We start from the raw sequence: 21,910 nt of genomic DNA, 5'->3' as shown, positions 1-21,910 counted from the left end.
TCCTCAGGCCGCCAGCGGGTCGGCCGCGCCGCAATACTGAGCGACATAGGCATGATGCTCGGGCAGCGTCGCGACGGTGCGGGTCACATCTTCGCGCAGCGTCGCCATCAGGCGCACCAGTTCCTCATCGGACAGCTTCTCCGCGATCGGATGCCAGGCCTGTGGATCGACCCCCTGCCCCATCATCACCTGCACCCAGCTATTCTCCGCAAACAGTTCCTCATTCTTGCGGAAGGTGCGGCCGGTCTCGCGGAACAGCTCGATTTTCTGCGCCAGCGAATCCGGCACGGGCATGTTCGCGACGTGCCGCCAGAAGGCGCTGTCGCGCCGGTCGGTCGCCTTGTAGTGCAGGATCACGAAGTCGCGAATCTGCTCGATATCCTGACGCTGCTGCTCATTGAACTCGGCAGCATCGCGTTCGCTCACCCGGCCATTGGGCATCAGTCGTACAAAGCGCAGCACCGCCCGCTGGATCAGATGCACCGTCGTCGCCTCCAATGGCTCGACGAAACCACCCGACAAACCGATGGCGACACAGTTGCGGTACCATTGCCTGCGCCGCACGCCGCCACGGAACTTGATGTCGAACGGCTCGATCAGCGGCTCACCCACGGTCGAGATCAGCCGATCATAGGCTTCGTCGCGAGACAGATAGCCGCTGGCATAGACGATCCCCGCACCCATGCGATGCTGCAACGGGATGCGCCACTGCCAGCCCGCATCATGCGCGATCGCCTGGGTATAAGGCTGCGGCGGCCCCAGATGCTTCGCCTGCACCGCAATCGCGCTGTCGTTCGGCAACCAATGCCCCCAATCCTCGAAGCCGGCGTGCAGCGCCCCCTCGATCAGCAGCCCGCGGAAACCGGTACAATCGACAAACATGTCACCTTCGATCCGCCGTTCACCGTCGAGGTGGAGGGCGGCGATGTCGCCGGTTTCCGCGTTGAGTTCGATGCGCTGGATCTTGCCTTCGACGCGCTTGGTTCCGGCTTCCTCGGCCAGCTTGCGCAGATAGCGGCCGTACAGCGTCGCATCGACATGATAGGCATAGTTCATGCGATCCTGCGGCAGATGCGCGAACTTGCCCTGCATCGCCGCGGCAAGTTCGAGGCAGTAGTCGTCATACGGCTCGGGGAAGCCGCGCGAGCGGGCATAGAGCCAGAAATGCTGGAACCCTGCCGACCAGTGATCCTTCCCCGACAGGCCGAAGCTGTGGAAATAGCTATGGCCGTCATGCTTCCAGTTGTCGAACAGGATGCCGAGCTTGAAGGTCGCCTGCGCCGCGCGCATGAACTCGGCCTCGCCGATGCGCAGGATGCGGTTGAAATTGACCAGCGGCGGGATCGTCGATTCCCCCACGCCGATCGTGCCGATCTGTTCGGACTCGACCAGGGTCAGGTCGACCGTATGCCCCATGGTGCGGCTGATCGCCGCAGCCGCCATCCAGCCCGCGGTGCCGCCGCCGGCGATGACAACGCGTGTCGCAGGACGCCCGCTCACCGGTTGAGCTGCCGCAGCAGATAGGCGCGGATGCGCGAAGCGGTCTCCGGCGTGAGCGGATCGAGGATGCCGCGCAGTCCTTCAGGCAGATGGTCGGTCACATCGTCTCCATTAGCAAAGACATAATGGTCGAACAGCGCGCGCCAATGCGCCTTCTGTTCGGCGGGCAGGTCGCGGATCGAAAGAATCGCGTGGTTGAGCGCGTCCTGCGGCTGGCCAAGCCAACGCGGAGTCTCGCGCCACCAGTAATTGACCAGCACGTTGAACGGCTCGAGCCCCTCGATATGGTGCCACCACAACCTCGGGATATGGATCGCGTCGCCGGGCCCAAGCTCCGCCACCATCGCGTGATCGAGTGCCTCACGGAAGCGCGGGTAGCGCTCGAAATCCGGATCGTGAAAATCGACCATGCTCACCGTACGGCCCGCGGGGGTATTGTCGATCGGCCCCAGATACAGGTTCCGGAACTGATCGGGCGGAAACAAAGTGAACCGCCGCCGGCCGGCCGCGACGCAGGCGAGATTGTCGGGAAAATCATTGTGCGCCGCGATCAGCGTCCGCGTGCCGATCCAGATGCTCTTGAGCGGGTCGCGCGCGCCGAGGTCGATCGGGTTCGCCTCGTCCAGACCATCGAAATGCGACGGAATGTCGATCGAGGCGAGATAGACGGTGCGGTCTTCGCCAAGCTCCTCGGCCTTGTCGATCCCAGCAAAGATGTCGGCCAGCTTCCCCGTCCCGGTGCGGAAGTTCATCTGCATGTCGGTGTCGTAGAACATCCGTCCGTCATGCCCCGGCGCGCCGATCGAGACGGTGAACGGCCGGTCGCGGGCATGGTCCAGCAGATAGTTCCGAACGGCCCGGGCACCCTGCTTCCCCGCGGCGACCAGCGGCCAGTCGGCAACCAGCCCGCGCACGACAAAGGGTTCGCGCGCATCTCTCAGCAACCTGTCGAGATCCACGCGCTCCTTCCACTCGCGCTCCGGCACCGCGTTCAGAGAGAGAAAAACAGACACGTCTTCCTCAGCCACCCGAACGCTTGCGGTTCTTGCGCGCGACGAGCGCAGAGATCTGCGACAGGGACGCGACCGCCATGAAGATCGGCACCAGATGGCCGTCGGCATGGAGGCGCCCCACCGCGTCCGCGTCGAGTGCGCGCAGTTTCGCCTCATCGATGATGTGATAGCCGACCAGCGAATGAACCGACATATCGTCGAGCGTCACTTCGAGGCTGAAAGGTTCGAGGAGTTCATAGGCGATCAGCGCGTCGAAGAACGCCTTGCTTCCACGATAGCCCTCGTCCAGCGCGCCGAGCCGTTCGGCGATTTCCTCAAGATAGGGAGTCGCCGCTCCGTCGGCATCGAACAACCGCACGCCGTCGCCGCCCGCAGCGATGCGCGGATGGCCAAGGTCGATATGGACCTGTCCTGGCCCCTCCCCGCTTTCCGGATGCCCGATCAGGAAGGGCTGGATCGAGAGCGACAGCGGGCGGTAGCGTGCATCCCAGCGGCTGCCGTCGAGGAAGAGATTCTCCCCGTTTTCGAAGCCGAACAGCGCGAGCGCGAAGAAATCGTCGCGCCCCGGCTCACGCCGGAACAGGATCGGAAAATTACCCTGCACGTTGCGGAATTCGTCGGGCACGACGAGCGTCCCCATCACGCCATCGCCCAGATCGGTTCCGACATCGGAGCGCACGCGGAGCGCCCGGTGAGTCTTGTTGTCGAGAATGGCGTGTTGAGTCATATCCTGCTTTCGTGGCGCACCGCGCCGGCTTCATTGTGCAGCATGTCGAAATAATCGCGGTTGCCGGGCAGCGCCGCGGCGAGCGCGCGCGCGCGCTGCCGGTTCTGCATCAGCATCGCGTCGGCCTTTTCGCTGGCCCGCACGCCCGACGGCACGGGATGTCCCATGCCATAGAGGATGAATTGATGGCTCTCGGCCGAGAAGATCTCGTCGATCTGAGGGAAATCCCAGGTCGATGGCGGCTGGTCGCGCCACAGCGTCAACATCCCCGCCAGCCGATCCGGCACATGCCCCGGATCGCGCTGTGCCAGCCAATAGGGCTCCTGGCGGCGGCTGAGGACATAATGGAGCTTCAGGAACTCGACGATCCGATCCCAGCGATAGCGGAACAGCGCGTTGAAACGTTCGGCATGGATCGGGATCGCCGAAGTATCGGCGGGGAAATTGTCGATCAGCGCATTCAACGACAGTTCGATCAACACGATCGCCGACGCTTCGAGCGGCTCGATAAAGCCCGCCGACAGGCCGATGGCGACGCAATTGCCCTGCCAGAAGCGTTCACGATGGCCGGTCGGGAAGGTCAGGCGGCGTACCGGCACTTCCGGCGCATCGGGCAGGACGCGGGCGATATAGGCGCGCAGGGTCGCCTCCGCGGCGGCATCGTCCATGAAGCGGCTCGAATAGACGCAACCGATGCCGCGCCGGCTGGGCAAGCCAATATCCCAGATCCAGCCCGCCGCATGCGCGGTCGACACGGTTTGCGATGCGATCGCGCTCCCCGGCGAAACGGGAACCTGCGCGGCGAGCGCGCGATCGTTGAACAAGGTGTCGCTGCGGTCGATCCATTCGACGCCCAGTTCGCCGCCGATCAGCACGCCGGCAAGACCGGTGCAGTCGATGAACAGGTCTCCGGCGACCTCACCCCGCTCGCGCGTGACGACGGCGGCGATGGTATCGCCTTCGCCGCGCCGGACGCCAGTGACGTGCGCGGCGACATGCTCGACACCGAGGCGCTGGGTCGCATGCGCCGTCAGCAGCGCGGCGAACTTTCCGGCGTCGAGATGATAGGCATAGTTTGCGGCGCCCTGATAATCGGGCATCGTCCGCTGGCGCGGGGCGAGGTTCTGGTCGCAGACATGCGCCTGGGGCGTCATCGCCGCGGCAAAGGACAGGTCGGGCACCGTCGCCTGCCATGCCGCGAGCAGATCCCCGGCCGCCGCTGCAGGCGGCGAGGTGAAGGGATGGTAATAGCTGTCCCCGGCCGAGCCATCGACCCAGCCGTCGAAGCGTGATCCCTGTTTGAACGAGCCGTCGCATGCGAGGAGGAAATCGGCCTCACCAAGACCGATCGCCGACAACGTCGCGCGCATCGTCGGCCAGGTCCCTTCGCCGACGCCGATGATCGGGATATCGGGCGCTTCGATCAGCGTGACATGGAGTGCGCCGGAGCGCCCTCGTGGCGAGTTGGCGAGACGCGACGCCGCGAGCCAGCCGGCAGTGCCGCCGCCCACGATGACCACCCTCTCAACCGCACTGTTCATTACGCCCAATCCTAGGCCAGCATCCGGCCCGCGTCACCCGAAAGCACGCGGGCCGGAGAGAAACGTACCTGCCCTAGAAGTTGAACCGGACACCTGCCGAGTAACGCGCAAATCCGGGTTGCACGAAGGTCACGTTGTTCTCGTGCCGCAGATGCCCGCGCCTGCCTTCTCCGGTCAGGTTGATCCCTTCGACGAACGCCGTGAGTCCAGGCATGAACTCGTAACTCGCGCTCGCATCGATCTGCCAGTACGCCTCGGTATAGGAGGGGTTCGGCCCCGCCCCGGACAGGAACTTGTCGCGCCAGTTCCATGCGACACGCGCCTGGAGCCCGTTCTTGTCATAATAGGCGACGGCATTGGCACTGTCGCTGAGACCGACGAGCGCGAACTGCGTGACCGAGGACGGCTTCGTATTGTCGTAGGTCGCGTCGCCGTTGACGATCGTGTAGTTCAGGATCACGCCGAAGCCGGTATCCCAGAGGGCGTGCTGGAGCGCGAACTCCCACCCGTTGAGCGCAGCGGTCTGATCGCTGTTGATCGGTGTGGTGATCTCGAAATTCACCAGCGGATCGCCCGGCGCCGCATTGATGATGTTGCCGGTGACCGTGTTGGGGAAGTTCGTGATGATGTACTGCCGGATCTGGCCGACGGTCGCATTCGCTCCGAGCGCCGCCACCGCGGCGTTCCAGCGCGGCCCGTTGACCGGCGTGGTCAGCCCGAATGCGCTGGAGTTGATCCGCGTCGTGGATATGAAATTGCTCACATCCTTGTGGAAGTAGCCGACCGAAATGTAGCTGCTGGGCGCATAATACCATTCCGCCGACAGATCGATATTCTTCGACTTGAACGGGATGAGGCCCGGGTTGCCCTGCGCGCCGAAACCGCCGCCGACACGGAACAGCGTGTCGATCGTTCGCCCGCCCTGCATGTTGGCGTAACCGGAGCGCGTGATCGTATGACTGTACGACGCGCGCAGCTTGACGTTCCGCATCAGCGAGATGTCGAAGTCGAATGCGGGCAGCCAGTTGTCGTACGAACCCTTGAACTGCGTGAAGTCGCTCTGGCCCGAGAATACGACGTTGAGCTCGTTGTCGCCCACCCACCGTGTCGTCGTCGGCACCGGCACCAGCGCCGACGAAGCGATGTCAGTCGATTCGTAGCGGATACCCGCAACGAAACGCGCCGGACTGTCGAACAGGTCGAACTTGGTCGCCACCTGCAGATAGGGCGCCAGCGTCTTCTCGTTGATACGCCGGTCGGTATTGAAATTGGCGAGGCACGTGCCCGGCTGGGCCGAGCCCGTCGCGGGGTTGCTGCAGGTCTGATATTTTTGCTGGATCAGATCGGCCATGCGCTCGAAATTGAAGGTGTAGAAGCTCTGGATCATGCCCGACTGCGCCAGTCCCGGGAACTTGTCCGGCAGCGACACGAGCTTGAAGATGTCGTCGGGAATGTCCGACGCCGGTCCGGCGCCGCCCCAGGTATCGTCGTTCTGGATCGTGCCGAAGGCCGAGCGCACCTTGCTGTCGATATAGGACACGCCGAAATCGATGCTGTCGAGGAAGCCCCCGTCGTGATCGTAATGGCCGCGCAGTTGGACCTGATTGATCCGGTTCCGGAAATAGGCATTCCGGAAAGCGTTGCCGGTTGACGTGATCATCGCCGGATTCAGCGCATCGATCCCCGGAAACATCTCGTAGGAGATGACAGGCAGGTCATGCTCGAAATTCACCGACTGGCTGCGGACGCCGAACACCGCGGTGCCCAGCGACATGCTCGAGCCCCAGTTGTTGACCGGCTTCACCTCCGCCGTCGAATGGTGGAAGTCGAGTTCCACCGTCACGCCGCCGGGCGCCTTCCACTCCAGATTGCCGCCGAAGGACTTGTTCTCGGCGCGGTTCTCGGTCAGCCCGCCGCCGTACGAGAGATCCTTGCCGCCATAGAGGGCATTCGGGCTGGGAACGCCGGTGGGCGGCGCGAAGCGCTCGGTATAGAAGATCGGGCCGGCAATCGGGCCGTCGGTCCATGCGCTCGACGTGTCTTCATGGTTGAACCACACGCCAACGTCGGTGCTCCGCGTTTCGACTGTGTTGCGCGAGTAGATGAAGTCGAATGTCGCGGTGAAATTGTCCATCGGACGGAATTGCAGCACCGCCTGCCCGTTGATGCGCTCGCGATTGATGTCCTGCAGGTTGTAGTTCGCATTCTGCGGCACCTGATAGACATCCGTCGGGTCAGGCCGGTTGGTGATGTTCGCAGCGCGCGGCGTACCCGGCTGCGCCAGCGACCCCCAGTTGTTCTCGCTGCCCAGATAGCCGTCGCGCCAGCCGGCGCCCGCGGTGTTCGTGCTCGACTTGCGCTTCTGATAGGAGCCGGCGAGCATGATGCCGATGGTGTCGTCGGCAAAGGTGGTGCTGACGATGCCCGAGATTTCGGGGGTGATCGGATCGCCTTCGTTGCGCGACGTGTCGTACACGCCCTTCACCGACAGGCTTCCGCGCAGGCCCGGCTTGTCGAGCGGGCGTGCGGTACGGATGTTGATGGTCGAGCCGATGCCGCCCGACTCCATCGTAACACGGCCACTCTTGTAGACTTCGACCGCCGAGATGCCTTCCGAGGCGAGGTTCGCGAAGTCGAACGAGCGCGAGGACGGCGGACCGCCGCCGTCGCCGATCAGCGCGGTCGGCATCTGCCGGCCATTGACCGTGACCAGGTTGAATTCGGGACCGAAGCCGCGGACCGTGACCAGCGAGCCTTCGCCGTTCTGGCGGTCGATCGACACGCCGGTAATGCGCTGAAGCGATTCGGCGAGGTTGGTATCGGGGAACTTGCCCATGTCTTCGGCGGAAATCGCATCGACGACGCCCTGCGCCTCGCGCTTGATAGTAGCCGACTGTTCAAGGCTGGCGCGGATACCGGTGACGACGACGTCTTCCGACCCTTCGGCCGGCGGCGGCGCGTCCTGTGCCAGTGCCGGAGTCGCAGCCATTGCCAGCGTCGATACGCCGATCGCCAGTCGAATCGACAGACGTGCATTTGAGCGAGTCGTGCCCCGCATCCTCATCCTCCCCTTCAGCGGCGCGGTGAATCCGCACTCGTTGAGAACGTTCACTTGAACCCATTGTACAACGTTGTCAAGCACGGCAATGATATGACGAATGGCGGAAAACTAATGTTGTGAACGTTCTCAAACTATGCTGTCTGTGCGCCGACAGAACACGCGGCCGCGCCGCGACCAGGAGAGTGAAAAGGATGAGCCGGACCATTGCCGTGCTGCTTGCAGCGACTGCGATCGCTACCATTGGCGCAAATGCGGGGTTCGCACAGCAAGCGCCGGCTGCCGAGCGGTCCGGCGCCCGTGTCCGCGCCGAGTCGATCGTCGCCCGGATGACGCTCGACGAGAAGATCGCGCTGGTCCACGGCTTGTTCCCGCCGCTGACCAAGGTCACGCCACCCAATGAGCTGGTGCCGTCGGCGGGCCATATCGAGGGCAATCCGCGTCTCGGCGTGCCGCTGGTGCGCGAGAGCGACGCGTCGCTCGGCGTCGCCAACCAGGTCGAGCAACGCAAGGGCGATGTCGCCACCGCCCTCCCCTCCAGCCTCGCCACCGCTGCGACCTTCGATCCGGAGATTGCGCGGGCGGGCGGCGCGATGATCGGTGCCGAGGCACGCGCCAAGCGGTTCAACGTGCTGCTCGCGGGCGGGGTCAACCTCAACCGCGATCCGTGGGGCGGCCGCAACTTCGAATATCTGGGCGAGGACCCGCTGCTCGCGGGCGAGCTGGCCGGCGCACACATCGCCGGCGTCCAGTCGAACAAGATCGTCTCGACGATCAAGCATTTCGCGCTCAATGCGCAGGAGACCGGCCGCATGGTGCTCGACGCGCGGATCAGCGAGGCAGCGCTGCGCGAGAGCGACCTGCTCGCCTTCCAGATCGCGATCGAGAAGGGCAAGCCGGCCTCGGTCATGTGCGCCTACAACAAGGTCAATGGCGACTGGGCGTGCGAGAACGACTTCCTGCTCAATCAGGTACTCAAGCGCGACTGGGGCTATCGCGGCTGGGTGATGAGCGACTGGGGCGGCGTCCATTCGACCGAGAAGGCGGCGAAGGCGGGGCTCGACCAGCAATCGGGGCAGGAACTCGACCGCGCGATGTATTTCGACGCGCCGCTCAAGGAGGCGGTCGAGCAGGGCCGCGTGCCGGTGGCGCGGCTCGACGACATGGTCGTGCGCTACCTGACCGGCCTGATCGAGACCGGCGCCTATGACACGCCGATGCCAGCAACGGCACAGACCCCCGACTATGCCGCCAACGCGCTGGTCGCGCAGCACGCGGCGGAGGCGGGAATCGTGCTACTCAAGAATCAGGACGGCATCCTGCCCCTCGCCGCCACCGCGAAGAAGATCGTCGTGATCGGCGGCGGCGCGGATCTGGGCGTACTTTCGGGTGGCGGGTCGAGCCAGGTGCGATCAGTCGGCGGCGCGCCGATCGAGATCCCTCTGGCGTACGGCCCGGCCGCGTCGTTCGTGCGCGTGACTTATCACGCCTCATCCCCGCTCGATGCACTGCGCAGGGCGCTGCCGGGTGCCGAGGTGAGCTTCATCGACGGACGCAACCTCAACGCCACCGTCGATGCGGCGAAGGCCGCCGATCTCGCCATCGTCTTCGCCACGCAATGGACGACCGAGGCGGAGGACGTGCCCGACCTCAGGCTGCAGAACCATCAGGACGCGCTGATCGCGGCCGTCGCGACCGCTCAGCCGAAGATGGTTGCCGTCCTCACCACCGGCGGTCCGGTGACGATGCCCTGGCTCGATCGCGTGCCGGGGGTGGTCCAGGCCTGGTATCCCGGCCAGCGCGGCGGTGAAGCGATCGCCAACATCCTGACCGGCAAGGTCAATCCGTCGGGGCGCCTGCCGATCACCTTCCCGGCGAATGAGGGTCAGGCGCCGCGCCCGCATCCGGTGGGGCTCGATACCTTCACCTCGCTTCAGGCGGCCGCAGCGGCAAACCCCGCCAATCCTGGCGGCTATGAGCTCAAGAGCTATCCGGTCGACTATATCGAGGGCAGCGATGTCGGCTATCGCTGGTACGAGAAGAAGGGGCAGAAGCCGCTCTTCGCCTTTGGCCATGGCCTCAGCTACACCAGCTTCACCTATGGCAAGGCCACCGCCACCGGCGGCAAGCGCCTCACCGTCTCGTTCGACGTTACCAATACCGGCAAGCGCGCAGGCGCCGACGTGCCGCAACTCTATGTGACTCGCGAGGGATCGAACATCCCGATGCGCCTTGCAGCCTTCAAGCGCGTCGAGCTCAACCCTGGCGAGACCCGCCGCGTCACGCTCACCGCGGAACCGCGCATCCTAGCCGACTATGACACCAGCCTGCCCGGCTGGCGCATCCGCGGCGGCGCCTATCGCATCGCCGTCGCACGCGATGCGACCGACCGTTCGATGCTGCTCACGACGAGCCTCGACCCCGTGACGATGAAGCCCTAGCTTTACAGTCGCTTCGGCGGCGCCTGCGACCAATGCAGGCGTGGCGACCGGGGTGTGGGGGTGCGCGTTGGCGAGCGAGTTTCAGTCCGGGCGACGTTCGCTGCGGTTCATCCTGCTCGTCGCGCTCGCCAATGCCGGCGGGGTGATCGGCTTTCTGCCGCTGCTCACCCTGCTGCTGCCGGTCAAGGTGGCCGAGGTTGCGGGCGACGATCGCATCACCGTCTTCACCGCCACCGTCATCGCGGGCTCGATCGCGGCAAGCGCATCGAACATCCTGTTCGGCTGGCTCAGCGACCGTTCGGTGGCGCGCGGCGGCGGGCGGCGCCGGTGGATCGCGATGGGTCTCGCAGGTCTCGCTATATCCTTTGCCGCAGTCGCGGCCGCAGCCACGCCGGTACAGATCGTCCTCGCGGTCGCGCTGTTCCAGACCGCGGTCAATGCGCTGCTCGCGCCAATGTTTGCCGTGATGGCGGATGAGGTACCCGATACGCAGAAGGGCGTATCAGGCGGGCTGATCGCGCTCGGCGCGCCGCTTGCCTCGGCGGTCGCGGCGCTGATGGTCGCGATCGGAGTCAGCGGTGAACCAGCGCGCCTGGCCTTCGTCTTCGCCGCAGTGCTGCTCTGCGTCCTTCCGCTGGTCCTGACCCCGGCCCGGATCGCGCCTGCCGCGATCGCGCCGGAAGAAACGCCGCTACTAGGCCGTGATCTTGCGGTCGCCTGGACCTCCAGGCTGCTGGTGCAGGTCGCAGGCAACGTCCTGTGGCTCTATCTGGTCTATTATTTCGCGAGCATCGATCCGCACACCCCCACGTCCAAGAGCGTCGGCCCGCTCGGCCAGCTGATGACGATCGCCTATCTCATCCCCGTCCCGGTCGCCGTGCTTGCAGGTCGCTGGTCCGACCGCGTCGCGCGGCGAAAACCCTTCCTCATTGCCTTCGCCCTGCTGGCAGCGCTTGGCCTCACCGGCCTCGCCTTCGCGCGCGACTGGAACATGGCCGCCGTGGCATTCGCGCTCTACGCGCTTGGCTCGGCCGCATTCCTGTCGCTCCATTCGGGCTTTGCGATGCAATTGCTGCCCGATCCGCGGCATCGCGGGCGCGACTTGGGACTCATCAATCTGACGAACACGCTGCCGGCTTTGATCGGGCCCCTGCTGACCTGGGCGCTCGCTACGCCGCACGATTTCCGCGCGGTGATGCTGACCCTGGCGGGACTTACTTTGCTGGGCGGGCTGCTGGTGCCGGCGATCCGGCATCGGCGCTAGCCCAGTAGCGGACATAATCGACCTGCAGGCGCTGGGGCAGCACCGCATCGTCCACGCCCTTCTGCCCGCCCCAGTCACCGCCAACCGCCAGGTTGAGGATCAGTTCATAGGGTTTGGTGAACGGCCAGGCAGCGGTTCCGCCCGGCTGATCGTCCTTCACCCGCATATGCCCACGCCCGTCGATCCCGATCGTGATCGAGTCCGGCCGCCAGTCGAGCTGGTAGTTGTGGAACTGTGTGCAGGCGGTCGGCAGCTTCACCTGCGCGCCCCGCTGCGTGCCCTTGGCGTGATTGAACGCGGCGGTGTGAAGTGTGGCGTGGATCACGTTCGCGTCCCAGCCGACCATTTCCATGATATCGATCTCGCCGCCATCGGGCCATTTCTCGCCGGTCGGCAGCATCCAGATTGCCGGCCACATCCCGCGCCCGCACGGCAGTTTCGCGCGGATCTCGTAAAAGCCGTAGCCATAGGGTTTGCGGGTCACGAGCTTGGCTGAGGTATAAGCCTGTTTCCCCCAGTCGCTCACCTTGCCTTCGAGTGACTCGCGCCGCGCCTCGATCGTCAGCACGCCCTTCTCGATCCGGGCATTTTCAGGCCGGCCGTCGGCATAATATTGAAGCTCGTTATTGTACCAGCCGGTCTTGTTGCGGTGCGTGTCGAACAGCCATTTGGCGGTATCGATCCGTGCGCCGTCAAACTCGTCGGCGAAGCTCGGCCTGGTCGTCGGCGCGGCCATCGGCACGTCGGCGGAGACGTTGGTCGCGCTCAGGGTCGACTGCATCGCAAGCGCAAGGATCGCGAACATCGCCTACTCTCCCATCGGCAAATGTAAACGTTAACATCATGCCAGATCGGTTGCGCCTTGCAAGCGCCGGAGAGCGACGGTCAGACCTGTGCCGCGACCAGCCGGTAGCCGACGCCAGGCTCGTTGCGGATCAGCGCGGGGCGGCTGGCGTCGGCCTCGAGCTTCTGGCGGAGGTTGCGGACGACGATCCTGAGATAGTCGACGCGGCCCTCATGCGCCGGGCCCCAGACGGTGCGCAGCAATTGTGCGTGGCTGATCACCCGGTCGGGGCGCTTCGCCAACTCGGCGAGGACGTCATATTCCTTGGGCGAGAGATGGACTTCCTCCCCCGCCCGCTTCACGCGGCGATGGGTGAGATCGATTTCGACCTCACCCAGTTGGATCAACGCCTGCTCGGCTTCTCCCGACAGCCGGTGGCGGAGCGCGGTGCGGATACGCGCAAGCAGTTCGTCGGTATCGAATGGCTTGGTGAGGTAATCGTCGGCGCCGAGGTCGAGCGCGGCAACCTTCTCCGCCACATCCTCGCGCGCCGAAACCACCAGCAGCGTCGCCGTAGAGCGCGCCTTGATCGGCTGGATCAACTCGAGCCCATCACGGTCGGGCAGGCCAAGGTCGAGCAGCACTGCGTCGGGCTTGTCGATGTCGAGCAGCGACAGCCCTTCGCGGGCGGTCGCCGCCTCGACCACCGCATGCCCCGCGCGCTGGAGGGCGGCGCGGAGCAGACGGCGGATATGGACATCGTCCTCGACGATCAGAACCTTGGTGGGCAACGCCATGCCTCCGGGCTTAGCGCCCGGCCGTCATCTGGTCGAGCGCGCGGTTGAGCGCGAGGACGTTCACCCGCGGCTCGCCGAGGAAGCCGAGCAGCGTGCCTTCGCTGTGTTGCTCAACCAATGCCCGCAGCTTCTCCGGGGCGATCCCGCGCGCCTTGGCGACGCGGTCGACCTGGAAAAGAGCCGCCTCGGGGCTCACATGGGGGTCAAGCCCCGAGGCGGAGGTTGTCACCAGATCGGTTGGGACCGAAGTAGCTGGTGCATTGCGGAGGGCATCGGCATCGGTCTTCACGCGGTCGATCAGCGCTTGCGATGTCGGGCCAAGGTTGGAGCCCGCGGAGGCGGCAGCGTCATAGCCGTCGCTGCCCGCCGCGGAGGGGCGGCCGTGGAAATAGCCCGCGCCCGTGAACTTCTGTCCGATCAGCTCGGAGCCGATCACGCGATCCCCCTCGCGGATCAGGCTGCCATTGGCCTGATGCGGAAAGATCGCCTGACCGATGCCGGTGAGCAGCGCCGGATAGGCTAGCCCGAGCAGCGCGGCGAACAGCAGCGTCAGCACGATCGCGGGACGCAGGGCGGATTTGAGGTCGGTCAACATTGGTTTCTTCCTTCTTCAGCCCCTCCCCTTCAGTGGAGGGGCTTGATCATCTCAGGCCAGTCCCATCCCGGTGACGGCGAGGTCGATCAGCTTGATGCCGATGAACGGCGCGATCAGGCCGCCAAGGCCGTAGATGGAGAGGTTGCGCGCCAGCAGCGGCCCCGCCCCCATCGGCGTGTAGGTCACGCCCCTGAGCGCGAGCGGCACCAGGCACGGGATGATCAGCGCGTTGAAGATGATCGCCGACAGGATCGCGCTTTCGGGCGAGCTGAGCCCCATCACGTTGAGCACGCCCAGCCCCGGATAGAGGGTGACGAACATTGCCGGGATGATCGCGAAATACTTGGCGACATCGTTGGCGACCGAGAAGGTCGTCAGCGCACCGCGCGTCATCAGCAACTGCTTACCCAGCCCAACGATCTCGATGAGCTTGGTCGGATCGCTGTCGAGATCGACCATGTTGCCCGCCTCGCGCGCGGCCTGTGTGCCGGTGTTCATCGCCACGCCGACATCGCTCTGGGCGAGTGCGGGCGCGTCGTTGGTGCCGTCGCCACACATCGCGACGAGCTTGCCGCCCGCCTGTTCCTTGCGGATCAGCGCCAGCTTGTCCTCAGGCGTCGCCTCGGCAAGGAAGTCGTCGACCCCCGCCTCGGCCGCGATCGCAGCGGCGGTGAGCGGGTTGTCTCCGGTGATCATGACGGTGCGGATGCCCATCCGACGCAGCTCGGCGAAGCGCTCGCGCACACCCGCCTTGACCACATCCTTGAGCGCGACCGCGCCAAGCAGCCGTCCGTCCTTGGCCACTGCGAGCGGGGTCATGCCGGCCCGCGCGATCTCGTCGGTCAGCTTGCGCAGTTCGGCGGCTGTAGGCGAATCACCCAAGCCCGGATTGGCGCGCAGCACCGAATCCACCGCGCCCTTCTGGATCAGCGTCCCTTCGACCTTCACGCCCGAGATGCGGGTCTGCGCGGTGAAGGGGATGACTTCGGCGCCGGCGGGCAGGCTCGGCACCGAGATGCCGAACTTCTCACGCGCCAGAGTCACGATCGAGCGCCCCTCAGGCGTCTCGTCGGCAAGGCTGGCGAGCAAGGCCGCGCGTGCGAGGTCGTCAACCTGAACGCTGGCGAGGTGGCGGAACTCGCTCGCCTGACGGTCACCGATGGTGATCGTGCCGGTCTTGTCGAGCAGCAGCACATCGACATCGCCCGCCGCCTCGACCGCACGGCCCGACTTGGCGAGCACGTTGAAGCGCACGAGCCGGTCCATACCCGCGATGCCGATCGCCGAGAGCAGCGCGGCAATGGTGGTCGGGATCAGCGTGATCAGCAGCGCCGCGAGGATCGCGACCGGAATGCTGCCGCCCGCATAGCTGGCGAAGCCGGGAATGGTGGCGACCGCGATGAGGAAGATGATCGTGAGGCCGACGAGCAGGATCGTCAGCGCGATCTCGTTCGGGGTCTTCTGGCGCTCGGCGCCTTCGACCAGCGCGATCATGCGGTCGAGAAAGCCCTGCCCCGGTTCCTGCGTCACGCGCACCTTGATCCGGTCGGAGATGACGCGCGTGCCCGCAGTGACGGCCGAGCGATCACCGCCCGCCTCGCGGATCACCGGCGCGCTTTCGCCGGTGATCGCGGCTTCGTTCACCGAAGCCACACCCTCGATCACCTCGCCATCGGCGGGGATCAGGTCGCCGGTCTCGACCAGCACCACTTCGCCCCGCTCGAGCCGCGCCGCGCCGACCAGTTCCCACACCTCGCCCGTGCCGATCAGGCGCTTGGCCTGAAGCTCGGACTTGGTGGCGCGGAGCGAAGCGGCCTGTGCGCGGCCCCGCCCTTCGGCCAGTGCCTCCGCAAAGGTGCCGAACAGCACGGTCAGCCACAGCCACACGATCAGCTGGGCCTGGAACGGGATCGAGAGGCTCTCTCCGCCCAGCGCCAGCAGCCCGGTGAGCAGCAGCGCCACCACTGCGGTGGTGAACAGCACCGGGTTCTTGATCAGATCCCGCGGGTTCAGTTTCTTGAAGGCGTCGCCGATCGCCGGAAGGATCAGCTCGCCCGAGAACATGGTCTTGGTGGTCATGGAATGCGTCCTCAGAAGAGCTGGCCGTTGATCATCGCGAGATGATCCGCGATCGGGCCGAGCGCGAGGCTGGGAAGGAAGGTCAGGCCGCCGACGATCAGTATGATCCCGACGAGCAGGCCTACCCACAGCGGCCCGGTGGTCGGGAACGAGCCCGCGGTCGCCGGGGTGTATTTCTTGGCGGCAAGGCTGCCCGCGATGGCCAGCACCGGCACGATCATGAAGAAGCGGCCGAGCCACATCGCGACGCCGAGCAGGCCGTTGTAGAAGGGCGTGCCTGCGGTGAGACCCGCAAAGGCCGAACCGTTGTTCCCCGTCGCCGAGCTATAGGCATAGAGGATCTCGCTGAAGCCGTGCGGCCCCTTGTTGAGCGGTCCTGCCAGGCCCGTCGGGAGCACCGCCGAGAGCGCGGTGAAGCCGAGCACACAGAGCGGCACGATCGCGATCGCCAGCACCGCGAGCTTCACCTCGCGGCTTTCGATCTTCTTGCCGACATATTCAGGGGTGCGGCCGACCATCAGGCCCGCAACGAACACCGCGAGGATGGCGAACAGCAGGAAGCCGTAGATGCCCGCGCCGACGCCGCCGATCACGATCTCGCCCAGCTGCATGTTGAACAGCGGGATCATGCCGCCGAGCGCGGTGAAGCTGTCGTGCATCGCGTTGACCGCGCCGCATGAAGCCGCCGTGGTGACGACCGAGAAGAGCGCGCTGGCGGCGATGCCGAAGCGGACTTCCTTGCCCTCCATATTGCCGCCCATGGCGCCCAGCGCATGCAGGTTCGGGTTGCCCGCGGCCTCGGCCCAATAGGTGACGCCGACGCCGACGAGGAACAGCACCAGCATCGCCGACAGGATCGCCCAGCCCTGACGCGGATTGCCAACCGCCTTGCCGAAGGTCCAGGTGAGGCCCGCGCCGATCACGAAGATCGACAGCATCTGGACGAGGTTGGTCAGTGCGGTCGGGTTTTCGAACGGGTGCGCGGAGTTGGCATTGAAGAAGCCACCGCCATTGGTGCCGAGCATCTTGATCGCCTCCTGCGAGGCAACCGGGCCGAGCGCGATCGACTGTTTCGCGCCCTCAAGCGTGGTCGCGTCGATCATGGCGGCGAAGGTCTGTGGCACGCCGCTGGCGATCAGGAAGGTCGCGTAGACGATGCAGATCGGGAGCAGCAGATAGAGGGTGACCCGGGTGAGATCGGCCCAGAAATTGCCGACCGTGCCCGTCTCGCGCCGGGCGAAACCGCGGAAGATCGCGAAGGCGATGGCGATGCCCGTGGCGGCCGACAGGAAATTGTGGATCGCGAGGCCGAGCATCTGGCTGAGATTGCTCAGCGCGACCTCACCCGAATACCATTGCCAGTTGGTGTTCGCGACGAAGCTGATCGTGGTGTTGAACGCTCCGTCCGCGCCGATCGGCGCCAGATCGCGCGGGTTCATCGGCAGCACATGCTGAAGCCGCAGGATCGCGTAGGTGAACAGTGCGGTCGCGATCTGGAACATCAGCATATGGACGGCGTAGCGGCGCCAGCCCTGCTCGGCCGCGGGATCGATCCCGCCGAGCTTGTAGAAGCCGCGCTCGACCGGCCCCAGAACCGTATGGAGCGGCGTGCGGCGGCCTTCATAGAGTGCGAGCAGCCACATCCCCACCGGCTTGGTCAGCGCGACGAGGATGGCGGTAAAGACGAGGATCAGCCCCCAACCCTGAATGGTCATGGCGGTTCTTTCAGAACTTCTCGGGCCGCACGAGCACGGCCAGGAGGTAGAGGAGGAGGCCGAGCGCGGTGAGCCCGGCGAGCGTCAGGTGAATGCTCATCTCAGGCCTCGTCGCAGAGGCGGAGATAGGCGAGCGTCACGAGGAAAAGCCCGCCGAGCGCGGCGAGCCAGATCACGTCCTGCATGGTGCGAGACTCCGAATGGTTTCGGAGGTTCAATTAGGCGTGCACGCCATTAAGGTGCGACGGCGAAAGCCGCGGCGGGGCATTAAGAAAGCATATGGATCGGCCGCCGCCGGTAGCGTTCACCGATGCGGGCGCGTAATTATCCCATGATGGAATCGCGCCCTTCGCCCGAAGCCCTGCTCCGCGCCGCCAAGCGCGAGGAACGCGGCAAGCTCAAGATCTTCCTCGGTGCCGCGCCTGGCGTCGGCAAGACGTTCGAGATGCTGCGCGAGGGCGCCGAGCGGCTGAAGGCCGGCACCGATGTCGTGGTTGCGGTGGTCGAGACACATGGCCGCGCCGAGACCGCCGCGCTGGTCGAGCCGTTCGAGGTGATCGCGCGCCGAACGATCGACTATCAGGGTCACGCCCTGCCCGAGATGGATCTCGACGCGGTGATTGCCCGGCACCCCGCGCTCGCGCTGGTCGATGAATTCGCCCACACCAATGTCGAGGGCAGCCGCCATCCCAAGCGCTGGCAGGACGTGCAAGAGCTGCTCGACGCCGGGATCGACGTCTACACCACGCTCAACGTCCAGCATGTCGAGAGCCTCAACGACGTCGTTGCGAGCTTCACCCGCGTGCGCGTGCGCGAAACGGTACCCGACAGTGTGTTCGAAGGCGCCGAGATCGAGGTGGTCGACCTGCCCCCCGACGAGCTGATCGAGCGGCTGAGGGACGGCAAGGTCTATATCCCGGACGAGGCATCGCGCGCGCTCGGCCATTTCTTCTCGAAGCCGAACCTCTCGGCATTGCGCGAGATGGCGCTGCGCCGTGCCGCGCTCAGCGTCGACCGGGCGCTGCTCGACGAACTCGATGCCGGCGCAGTGCCCGGCACCTTTGCTGGCGGCGAACGCGTTCTGGTCGCGGTCAGTGAGCTGGCTGGCTCTGACACGCTGGTGCGCGCCGCCAAGCGGCTCGCCGATGCACTGCGCGCGCCGTGGCAGGCGGTCTATATCCGCACGCCGCGCGCGGAAGGGTTCGACGAGGCGCAGAAGCGCCGGATCGCGGACACGCTGAGACTCGCCGCCAGCCTCGGCGCCACGATCGCCACGGTCCCCGCCGAAAAGGTGATCGAAGGGCTTGCCGAGCATATCCGCATGACCCGAACGACCCAGCTGGTCATCGGCAAATCGGTGCGCAGCTGGTGGTTCGAGCTGCGCCATGGCTCAGTGGTCAACACAATGCTCCGCGTCGGCGACGGGGTCGCGGTGCACGTGATCCCGGCGGTCGTCTCCGGAGAAAGCTCGTCGCACGCACCGCGCCTGCCGGGCCGCTGGGGTAGCCCCGCCATCTATGCCGCGGTCGCCGGGCTCGTTGCCGGCGCTACCCTGCTCGGCAAGCTTGTCGAGCCGCTGATCGGCCGCGGCGGGGTCGACCTCATCTACCTGCTGCCGGTGATCCTCGCATCCGGCCGCTATGGTCTGCGCCCGGGCCTTTTCACCGGCGTCGCCTCAGCGCTGGCCTATAATTTCTTTTTCCTGCCGCCGGTCCACAGCTTCACGATCACCGATCCGCAGAGCTTGCTGACGATGTTCGTGCTGATCGGCATCGCCGCTTTCACCGCGAACCTCGCCGGGCGGTTGAAGGCCCGCGCCACGCTGGGCGCCCGCAGCGCGCAGGAGAATGCCGCCGTCGCCGCCTTCGGCCAGACGCTCGCGCGCGTCTCGGACTGGCAGACGACCAGCCAGCTGGTCTGCGAGGAGATGGCGCGGCTGCTCGAGGTCAACGTCATCCTGCTGCGCGAGCGCGGGAGCGAGCTGGTTCGCGCCGGCGCTTCCCCCGATACCAGCCCGCTCGGCCCGGTCGAGCAGGCCGCAGCGGAGTGGACGATGAAGCGCGGCGAGCCGGCCGGATCGGGCACCGCTACGCTCAATGCCGCCGACTGGCAGTTCCACCCGCTGCGGACGGCGCTGGGTGTGCTCGCGGTGGTTGGCCTGTCGCGCGACGATGGGCGCGAGCCGGTGACCGCAGACCGCGCCGTATTGCTCTCGACGCTGCTCGGCCAGGCCGCACTCGCGCACGAACGGCTGAAGCTCGAAAGCGAGGTGCGCGAGGTTTCGGTGCTCAAGGAACGTGACCGGCTGCGCGCCGCCCTGCTCTCCTCGATTGGCCACGATCTGCGCACGCCGCTCACCTCGGTCGCCACCGCGATCGAGGGGCTGGGCGTCGAGCAGCCCGATTCCCCGGCACTGCCGGTCGCGCGGATGGAAGTCGCGCGGCTGCGACGCTTCCTCGACAATCTGCTCGACATGGTTCGCATCGATTCCGGCGCGCTCAAGCTCGCCCCCGAACCGATCGACCTCACCGATGCTGTCGGCAGTGCTGTCCACGATCTCAAGGACTTGTTCCGCGGTCGTCATATCGACTTGAAGGTTCCCGCGAACCTGCCCTTCGTCACCGCTGACCCCACGCTGCTCCACCATATCCTGATCAACCTGCTCGCCAATGCCGCGCAGCATGGCGGCGAGACCGGGCGGATCACGATCGAAGGGCGCCGGACGCCCGATGCGGTGCTGCTGGCGATCCGCGATGAGGGGCCGGGACTGGAGCCCGGAATGGAAGAGCGTATCTTCGAGACTTTCGCGCAGGGCCGCGGCAGCGATCGCCAGGGGGGCAGCGGCCTCGGCCTTGCGATCGTCAAGGGGTTCGCCGATGCGATGGAGATCGGCGTGCGCGCGAACAACGGGTCGGAGAGCGGTGCGGTCTTCACCCTCAGTTTCCCGAACCAGCTCGTGCATTCCGGCGGACAGGCAAGCGAGATATAGCGCGCGCAGCTTTGCCTACCGCTCGCCCTTGGCCTGGTTGAATTCGCGACCCTGACACGCGACCTTGCGGTTTGCAGGCGGTGCCTGCGCGGATCCCTTCTGTCCTTGGAGAAGCCGTCATGCAGCGATTTGCCCGCCCCGCCTATATCGCCACCGGCCTGCGCACCCCGTTCGGGCGTGGCGGCGGCGCGCTTGCCGATCATGACGCGATCAGCCTGTCGGTCCCGCTAGCCCAAGCGATGGCGGCGCGCGCACGGCCCGACCTGTTCATCTGGGGCACGGTGATCCCGAGCCTTGGCTGGAGCAATATCGGCCGCGAAATCTGGCTCGACGCCGGGCTCGATCCGAGCGTCCCGGCCTTCTCCACCGTGCTTGCCTGCTCGACCAGCATGGTCGCGGCACTCACCGCGGCGGGGCTGCTGGGCGGCGACACCGATCTTGTGCTGGTCGGCGGCGCAGAGGTGATGAGCAATCCGCCGATCGGCCTCAAGCTCGAAGCGTCGAAGCGGATCGTGAAGCTGTTTCGCACCAATCCGGCCGAAGCGCTCGCCGCGCTGCAGGCACTGACGCCCAACGACCTGGTCCTCCCGGTCAAGGGCTGGGCGAACCGGATCACCGGCCGGACGATGGGCGATCATATGGAGGAGACCGCGCAGATCTGGGGCATCAGCCGCGCGGCGCAGGACGACTGGTCGCTCAAGAGCCACCAGCGTGCGGTCGCCGGGTGGGAATCGGGTTTCTTCGACGATCTGGTGATCCCGCTTCCCGAACTGGCGCGCGACGCCAATCCGCGCGCGGACACGTCGATCGAGAAGCTCGCCGCACTCGCGCCGGCCTTCGACAAATCCGGCAAGGGCTCGCTCACCGCCGGTAACAGCTCGCCGATCACCGACGGCGCCGCGGCGTGCTGGGTCGCCACCGATGCGGGGCTGGCACGCCTGCCCGCCGGTACGCGCCACGCCGAGCTGGTCGATCACGAGATCGCCGCGGTCGATCATAGCGTCGACGGCCTGCTGATGGCGCCGAGCTTCGCGATCCCGCGCCTGCTCGCCCGCCATGGCCTGCGCTACGGGGACATCGCGCTGTGGGAGATCCACGAGGCCTTTTCGGCGCAGGTGCTGGCGAATGTCGCTGCGCTCGAAAGGCCGGGCTGGACCCGCGACCGCGCCGGCGTGGACTTCGATTTCGGCCCCTTCCCCTGGGACCGGGTCAATCCGAACGGCGGATCGGTTGCGATCGGCCATCCCTTCGCCGCAACCGGCGCACGCGACCTCAGCCAGGCGGTCAAGGAGTTGTGGGAAATGCCGTCGGGATCGCTGGCGATCGTCAGCGTCTGCGCCGATGGCGGGCATGGCACGGTAGCATTGCTGCGGCGGCCTTGATCGCGGCGGCGGAGTTTCAGGGCGC

15 protein-coding genes are annotated in these 21,910 nt (G+C 66.0%); 4 read left to right on the top strand and 11 right to left on the bottom strand.

The window, feature by feature from the left end; genetic code table 11:
• Window positions 1-3 precede the first annotated feature (3 nt).
• From AC07TU_RS09130 to AC07TU_RS09110, 5 genes are all read right to left on the bottom strand, one after another.
• A complete protein-coding gene (locus tag AC07TU_RS09130; RefSeq protein ID WP_495187589.1) occupies window positions 4-1,500 on the bottom strand; it encodes a tryptophan halogenase family protein in 1,497 nt (498 codons plus the stop codon).
• Complete coding sequence (locus tag AC07TU_RS09125) at window positions 1,497-2,528, bottom strand: cupin-like domain-containing protein (RefSeq protein WP_495187588.1); 1,032 nt, start codon at window positions 2,526-2,528, stop codon at window positions 1,497-1,499. Before AC07TU_RS09125 ends, AC07TU_RS09130 begins: the two co-directional genes overlap by 4 nt.
• Window positions 2,521-3,240, bottom strand: a complete 720-nt coding sequence (locus AC07TU_RS09120) for a SapC family protein (protein WP_495187587.1) — start codon at window positions 3,238-3,240, stop codon at window positions 2,521-2,523. Before AC07TU_RS09120 ends, AC07TU_RS09125 begins: the two co-directional genes overlap by 8 nt.
• Complete coding sequence (locus AC07TU_RS09115; protein WP_495187586.1) at window positions 3,237-4,781, bottom strand: tryptophan halogenase family protein; 1,545 nt, start codon at window positions 4,779-4,781, stop codon at window positions 3,237-3,239. The genes AC07TU_RS09120 and AC07TU_RS09115 overlap by 4 nt, the downstream gene beginning before the upstream one ends.
• 73 nt (window positions 4,782-4,854) lie before the next feature.
• Entirely contained in the window at window positions 4,855-7,845 is a 2,991-nt protein-coding gene (locus AC07TU_RS09110) for a TonB-dependent receptor (protein WP_495187585.1), read from the bottom strand.
• 188 nt (window positions 7,846-8,033) lie between these two features.
• Between AC07TU_RS09110 and AC07TU_RS09105 the strand changes: the two genes are divergently transcribed.
• Together AC07TU_RS09105 and AC07TU_RS09100 are read left to right on the top strand one after the other, a co-directional pair.
• Entirely contained in the window at window positions 8,034-10,280 is a 2,247-nt protein-coding gene (locus tag AC07TU_RS09105; RefSeq protein ID WP_495187584.1) for a beta-glucosidase, read from the top strand.
• A 67-nt stretch (window positions 10,281-10,347) separates the two neighbouring features.
• Window positions 10,348-11,544 carry an MFS transporter gene (locus AC07TU_RS09100; RefSeq protein ID WP_495187583.1) on the top strand — a complete coding sequence of 399 codons (1,197 nt, stop codon included), beginning with the start codon at window positions 10,348-10,350 and terminating at the stop codon, window positions 11,542-11,544.
• Here the strand turns inward: AC07TU_RS09100 and AC07TU_RS09095 are convergent.
• The 6 genes from AC07TU_RS09095 to AC07TU_RS09070 form a co-directional block, all read right to left on the bottom strand.
• A complete protein-coding gene (locus tag AC07TU_RS09095; RefSeq protein WP_495187582.1) occupies window positions 11,495-12,349 on the bottom strand; it encodes a glycoside hydrolase family 16 protein in 855 nt (284 codons plus the stop codon). The genes AC07TU_RS09100 and AC07TU_RS09095 overlap by 50 nt on opposite strands.
• An 80-nt stretch (window positions 12,350-12,429) precedes the next feature.
• Complete coding sequence (locus AC07TU_RS09090) at window positions 12,430-13,125, bottom strand: response regulator (protein ID WP_495187581.1); 696 nt, start codon at window positions 13,123-13,125, stop codon at window positions 12,430-12,432.
• Between the two features lie 10 nt (window positions 13,126-13,135).
• The gene (kdpC, locus tag AC07TU_RS09085) at window positions 13,136-13,720 is read right to left on the bottom strand and encodes a potassium-transporting ATPase subunit KdpC (RefSeq protein ID WP_495187580.1); all 585 of its coding nucleotides are present in this window, start codon (window positions 13,718-13,720) and stop codon (window positions 13,136-13,138) included.
• A 51-nt stretch (window positions 13,721-13,771) separates the two neighbouring features.
• The gene (gene kdpB / locus AC07TU_RS09080) at window positions 13,772-15,799 is read right to left on the bottom strand and encodes a potassium-transporting ATPase subunit KdpB (RefSeq protein WP_495187579.1); all 2,028 of its coding nucleotides are present in this window, start codon (window positions 15,797-15,799) and stop codon (window positions 13,772-13,774) included.
• An 11-nt stretch (window positions 15,800-15,810) separates the two neighbouring features.
• Entirely contained in the window at window positions 15,811-17,514 is a 1,704-nt protein-coding gene (gene kdpA / locus AC07TU_RS09075; RefSeq protein ID WP_495187578.1) for a potassium-transporting ATPase subunit KdpA, read from the bottom strand.
• Between the two features lie 10 nt (window positions 17,515-17,524).
• On the bottom strand, window positions 17,525-17,614 hold the full coding sequence (locus AC07TU_RS09070) for a potassium-transporting ATPase subunit F (protein WP_331028018.1): 90 nt from the start codon (window positions 17,612-17,614) through the stop codon (window positions 17,525-17,527).
• Between the two features lie 234 nt (window positions 17,615-17,848).
• Between AC07TU_RS09070 and AC07TU_RS09065 the strand changes: the two genes are divergently transcribed.
• Entirely contained in the window at window positions 17,849-20,503 is a 2,655-nt protein-coding gene (locus AC07TU_RS09065; protein WP_495187577.1) for a DUF4118 domain-containing protein, read from the top strand.
• Window positions 20,504-20,622: 119 nt separating this feature from the next.
• Window positions 20,623-21,885, top strand: coding sequence for a thiolase family protein (locus AC07TU_RS09060; RefSeq protein ID WP_495187576.1), 1,263 nt, complete (start codon window positions 20,623-20,625; stop codon window positions 21,883-21,885).
• Window positions 21,886-21,910: the final 25 nt, after the last annotated feature.

This window comes from Sphingomonas sp. GW821-FHT03E12, assembly GCF_059420685.1.
This window is presented reverse-complemented; position numbering and strand designations above follow the sequence as displayed.

Bases quoted from the DNA above. Each gene is read 5' to 3' on its own strand.
- AC07TU_RS09115 (WP_495187586.1), bottom strand. From the start codon at position 4,781: ATGAACAGTGCGGTTGAGAGGGTGGTCATCGTGGGCGGCGGCACTGCC.
- AC07TU_RS09070 (WP_331028018.1), bottom strand. From the start codon at position 17,614: ATGAGCATTCACCTGACGCTCGCCGGGCTCACCGCGCTCGGCCTCCTC.
- AC07TU_RS09060 (WP_495187576.1), top strand. From the start codon at position 20,623: ATGCAGCGATTTGCCCGCCCCGCCTATATCGCCACCGGCCTGCGCACC.
- kdpA (WP_495187578.1), bottom strand. From the start codon at position 17,514: ATGACCATTCAGGGTTGGGGGCTGATCCTCGTCTTTACCGCCATCCTC.
- AC07TU_RS09065 (WP_495187577.1), top strand. From the start codon at position 17,849: ATGGAATCGCGCCCTTCGCCCGAAGCCCTGCTCCGCGCCGCCAAGCGC.
- AC07TU_RS09105 (WP_495187584.1), top strand. From the start codon at position 8,034: ATGAGCCGGACCATTGCCGTGCTGCTTGCAGCGACTGCGATCGCTACC.
- AC07TU_RS09095 (WP_495187582.1), bottom strand. From the start codon at position 12,349: ATGTTCGCGATCCTTGCGCTTGCGATGCAGTCGACCCTGAGCGCGACC.
- kdpB (WP_495187579.1), bottom strand. From the start codon at position 15,799: ATGACCACCAAGACCATGTTCTCGGGCGAGCTGATCCTTCCGGCGATC.
- AC07TU_RS09090 (WP_495187581.1), bottom strand. From the start codon at position 13,125: ATGGCGTTGCCCACCAAGGTTCTGATCGTCGAGGACGATGTCCATATC.
- kdpC (WP_495187580.1), bottom strand. From the start codon at position 13,720: ATGTTGACCGACCTCAAATCCGCCCTGCGTCCCGCGATCGTGCTGACG.
- AC07TU_RS09120 (WP_495187587.1), bottom strand. From the start codon at position 3,240: ATGACTCAACACGCCATTCTCGACAACAAGACTCACCGGGCGCTCCGC.
- AC07TU_RS09110 (WP_495187585.1), bottom strand. From the start codon at position 7,845: ATGAGGATGCGGGGCACGACTCGCTCAAATGCACGTCTGTCGATTCGA.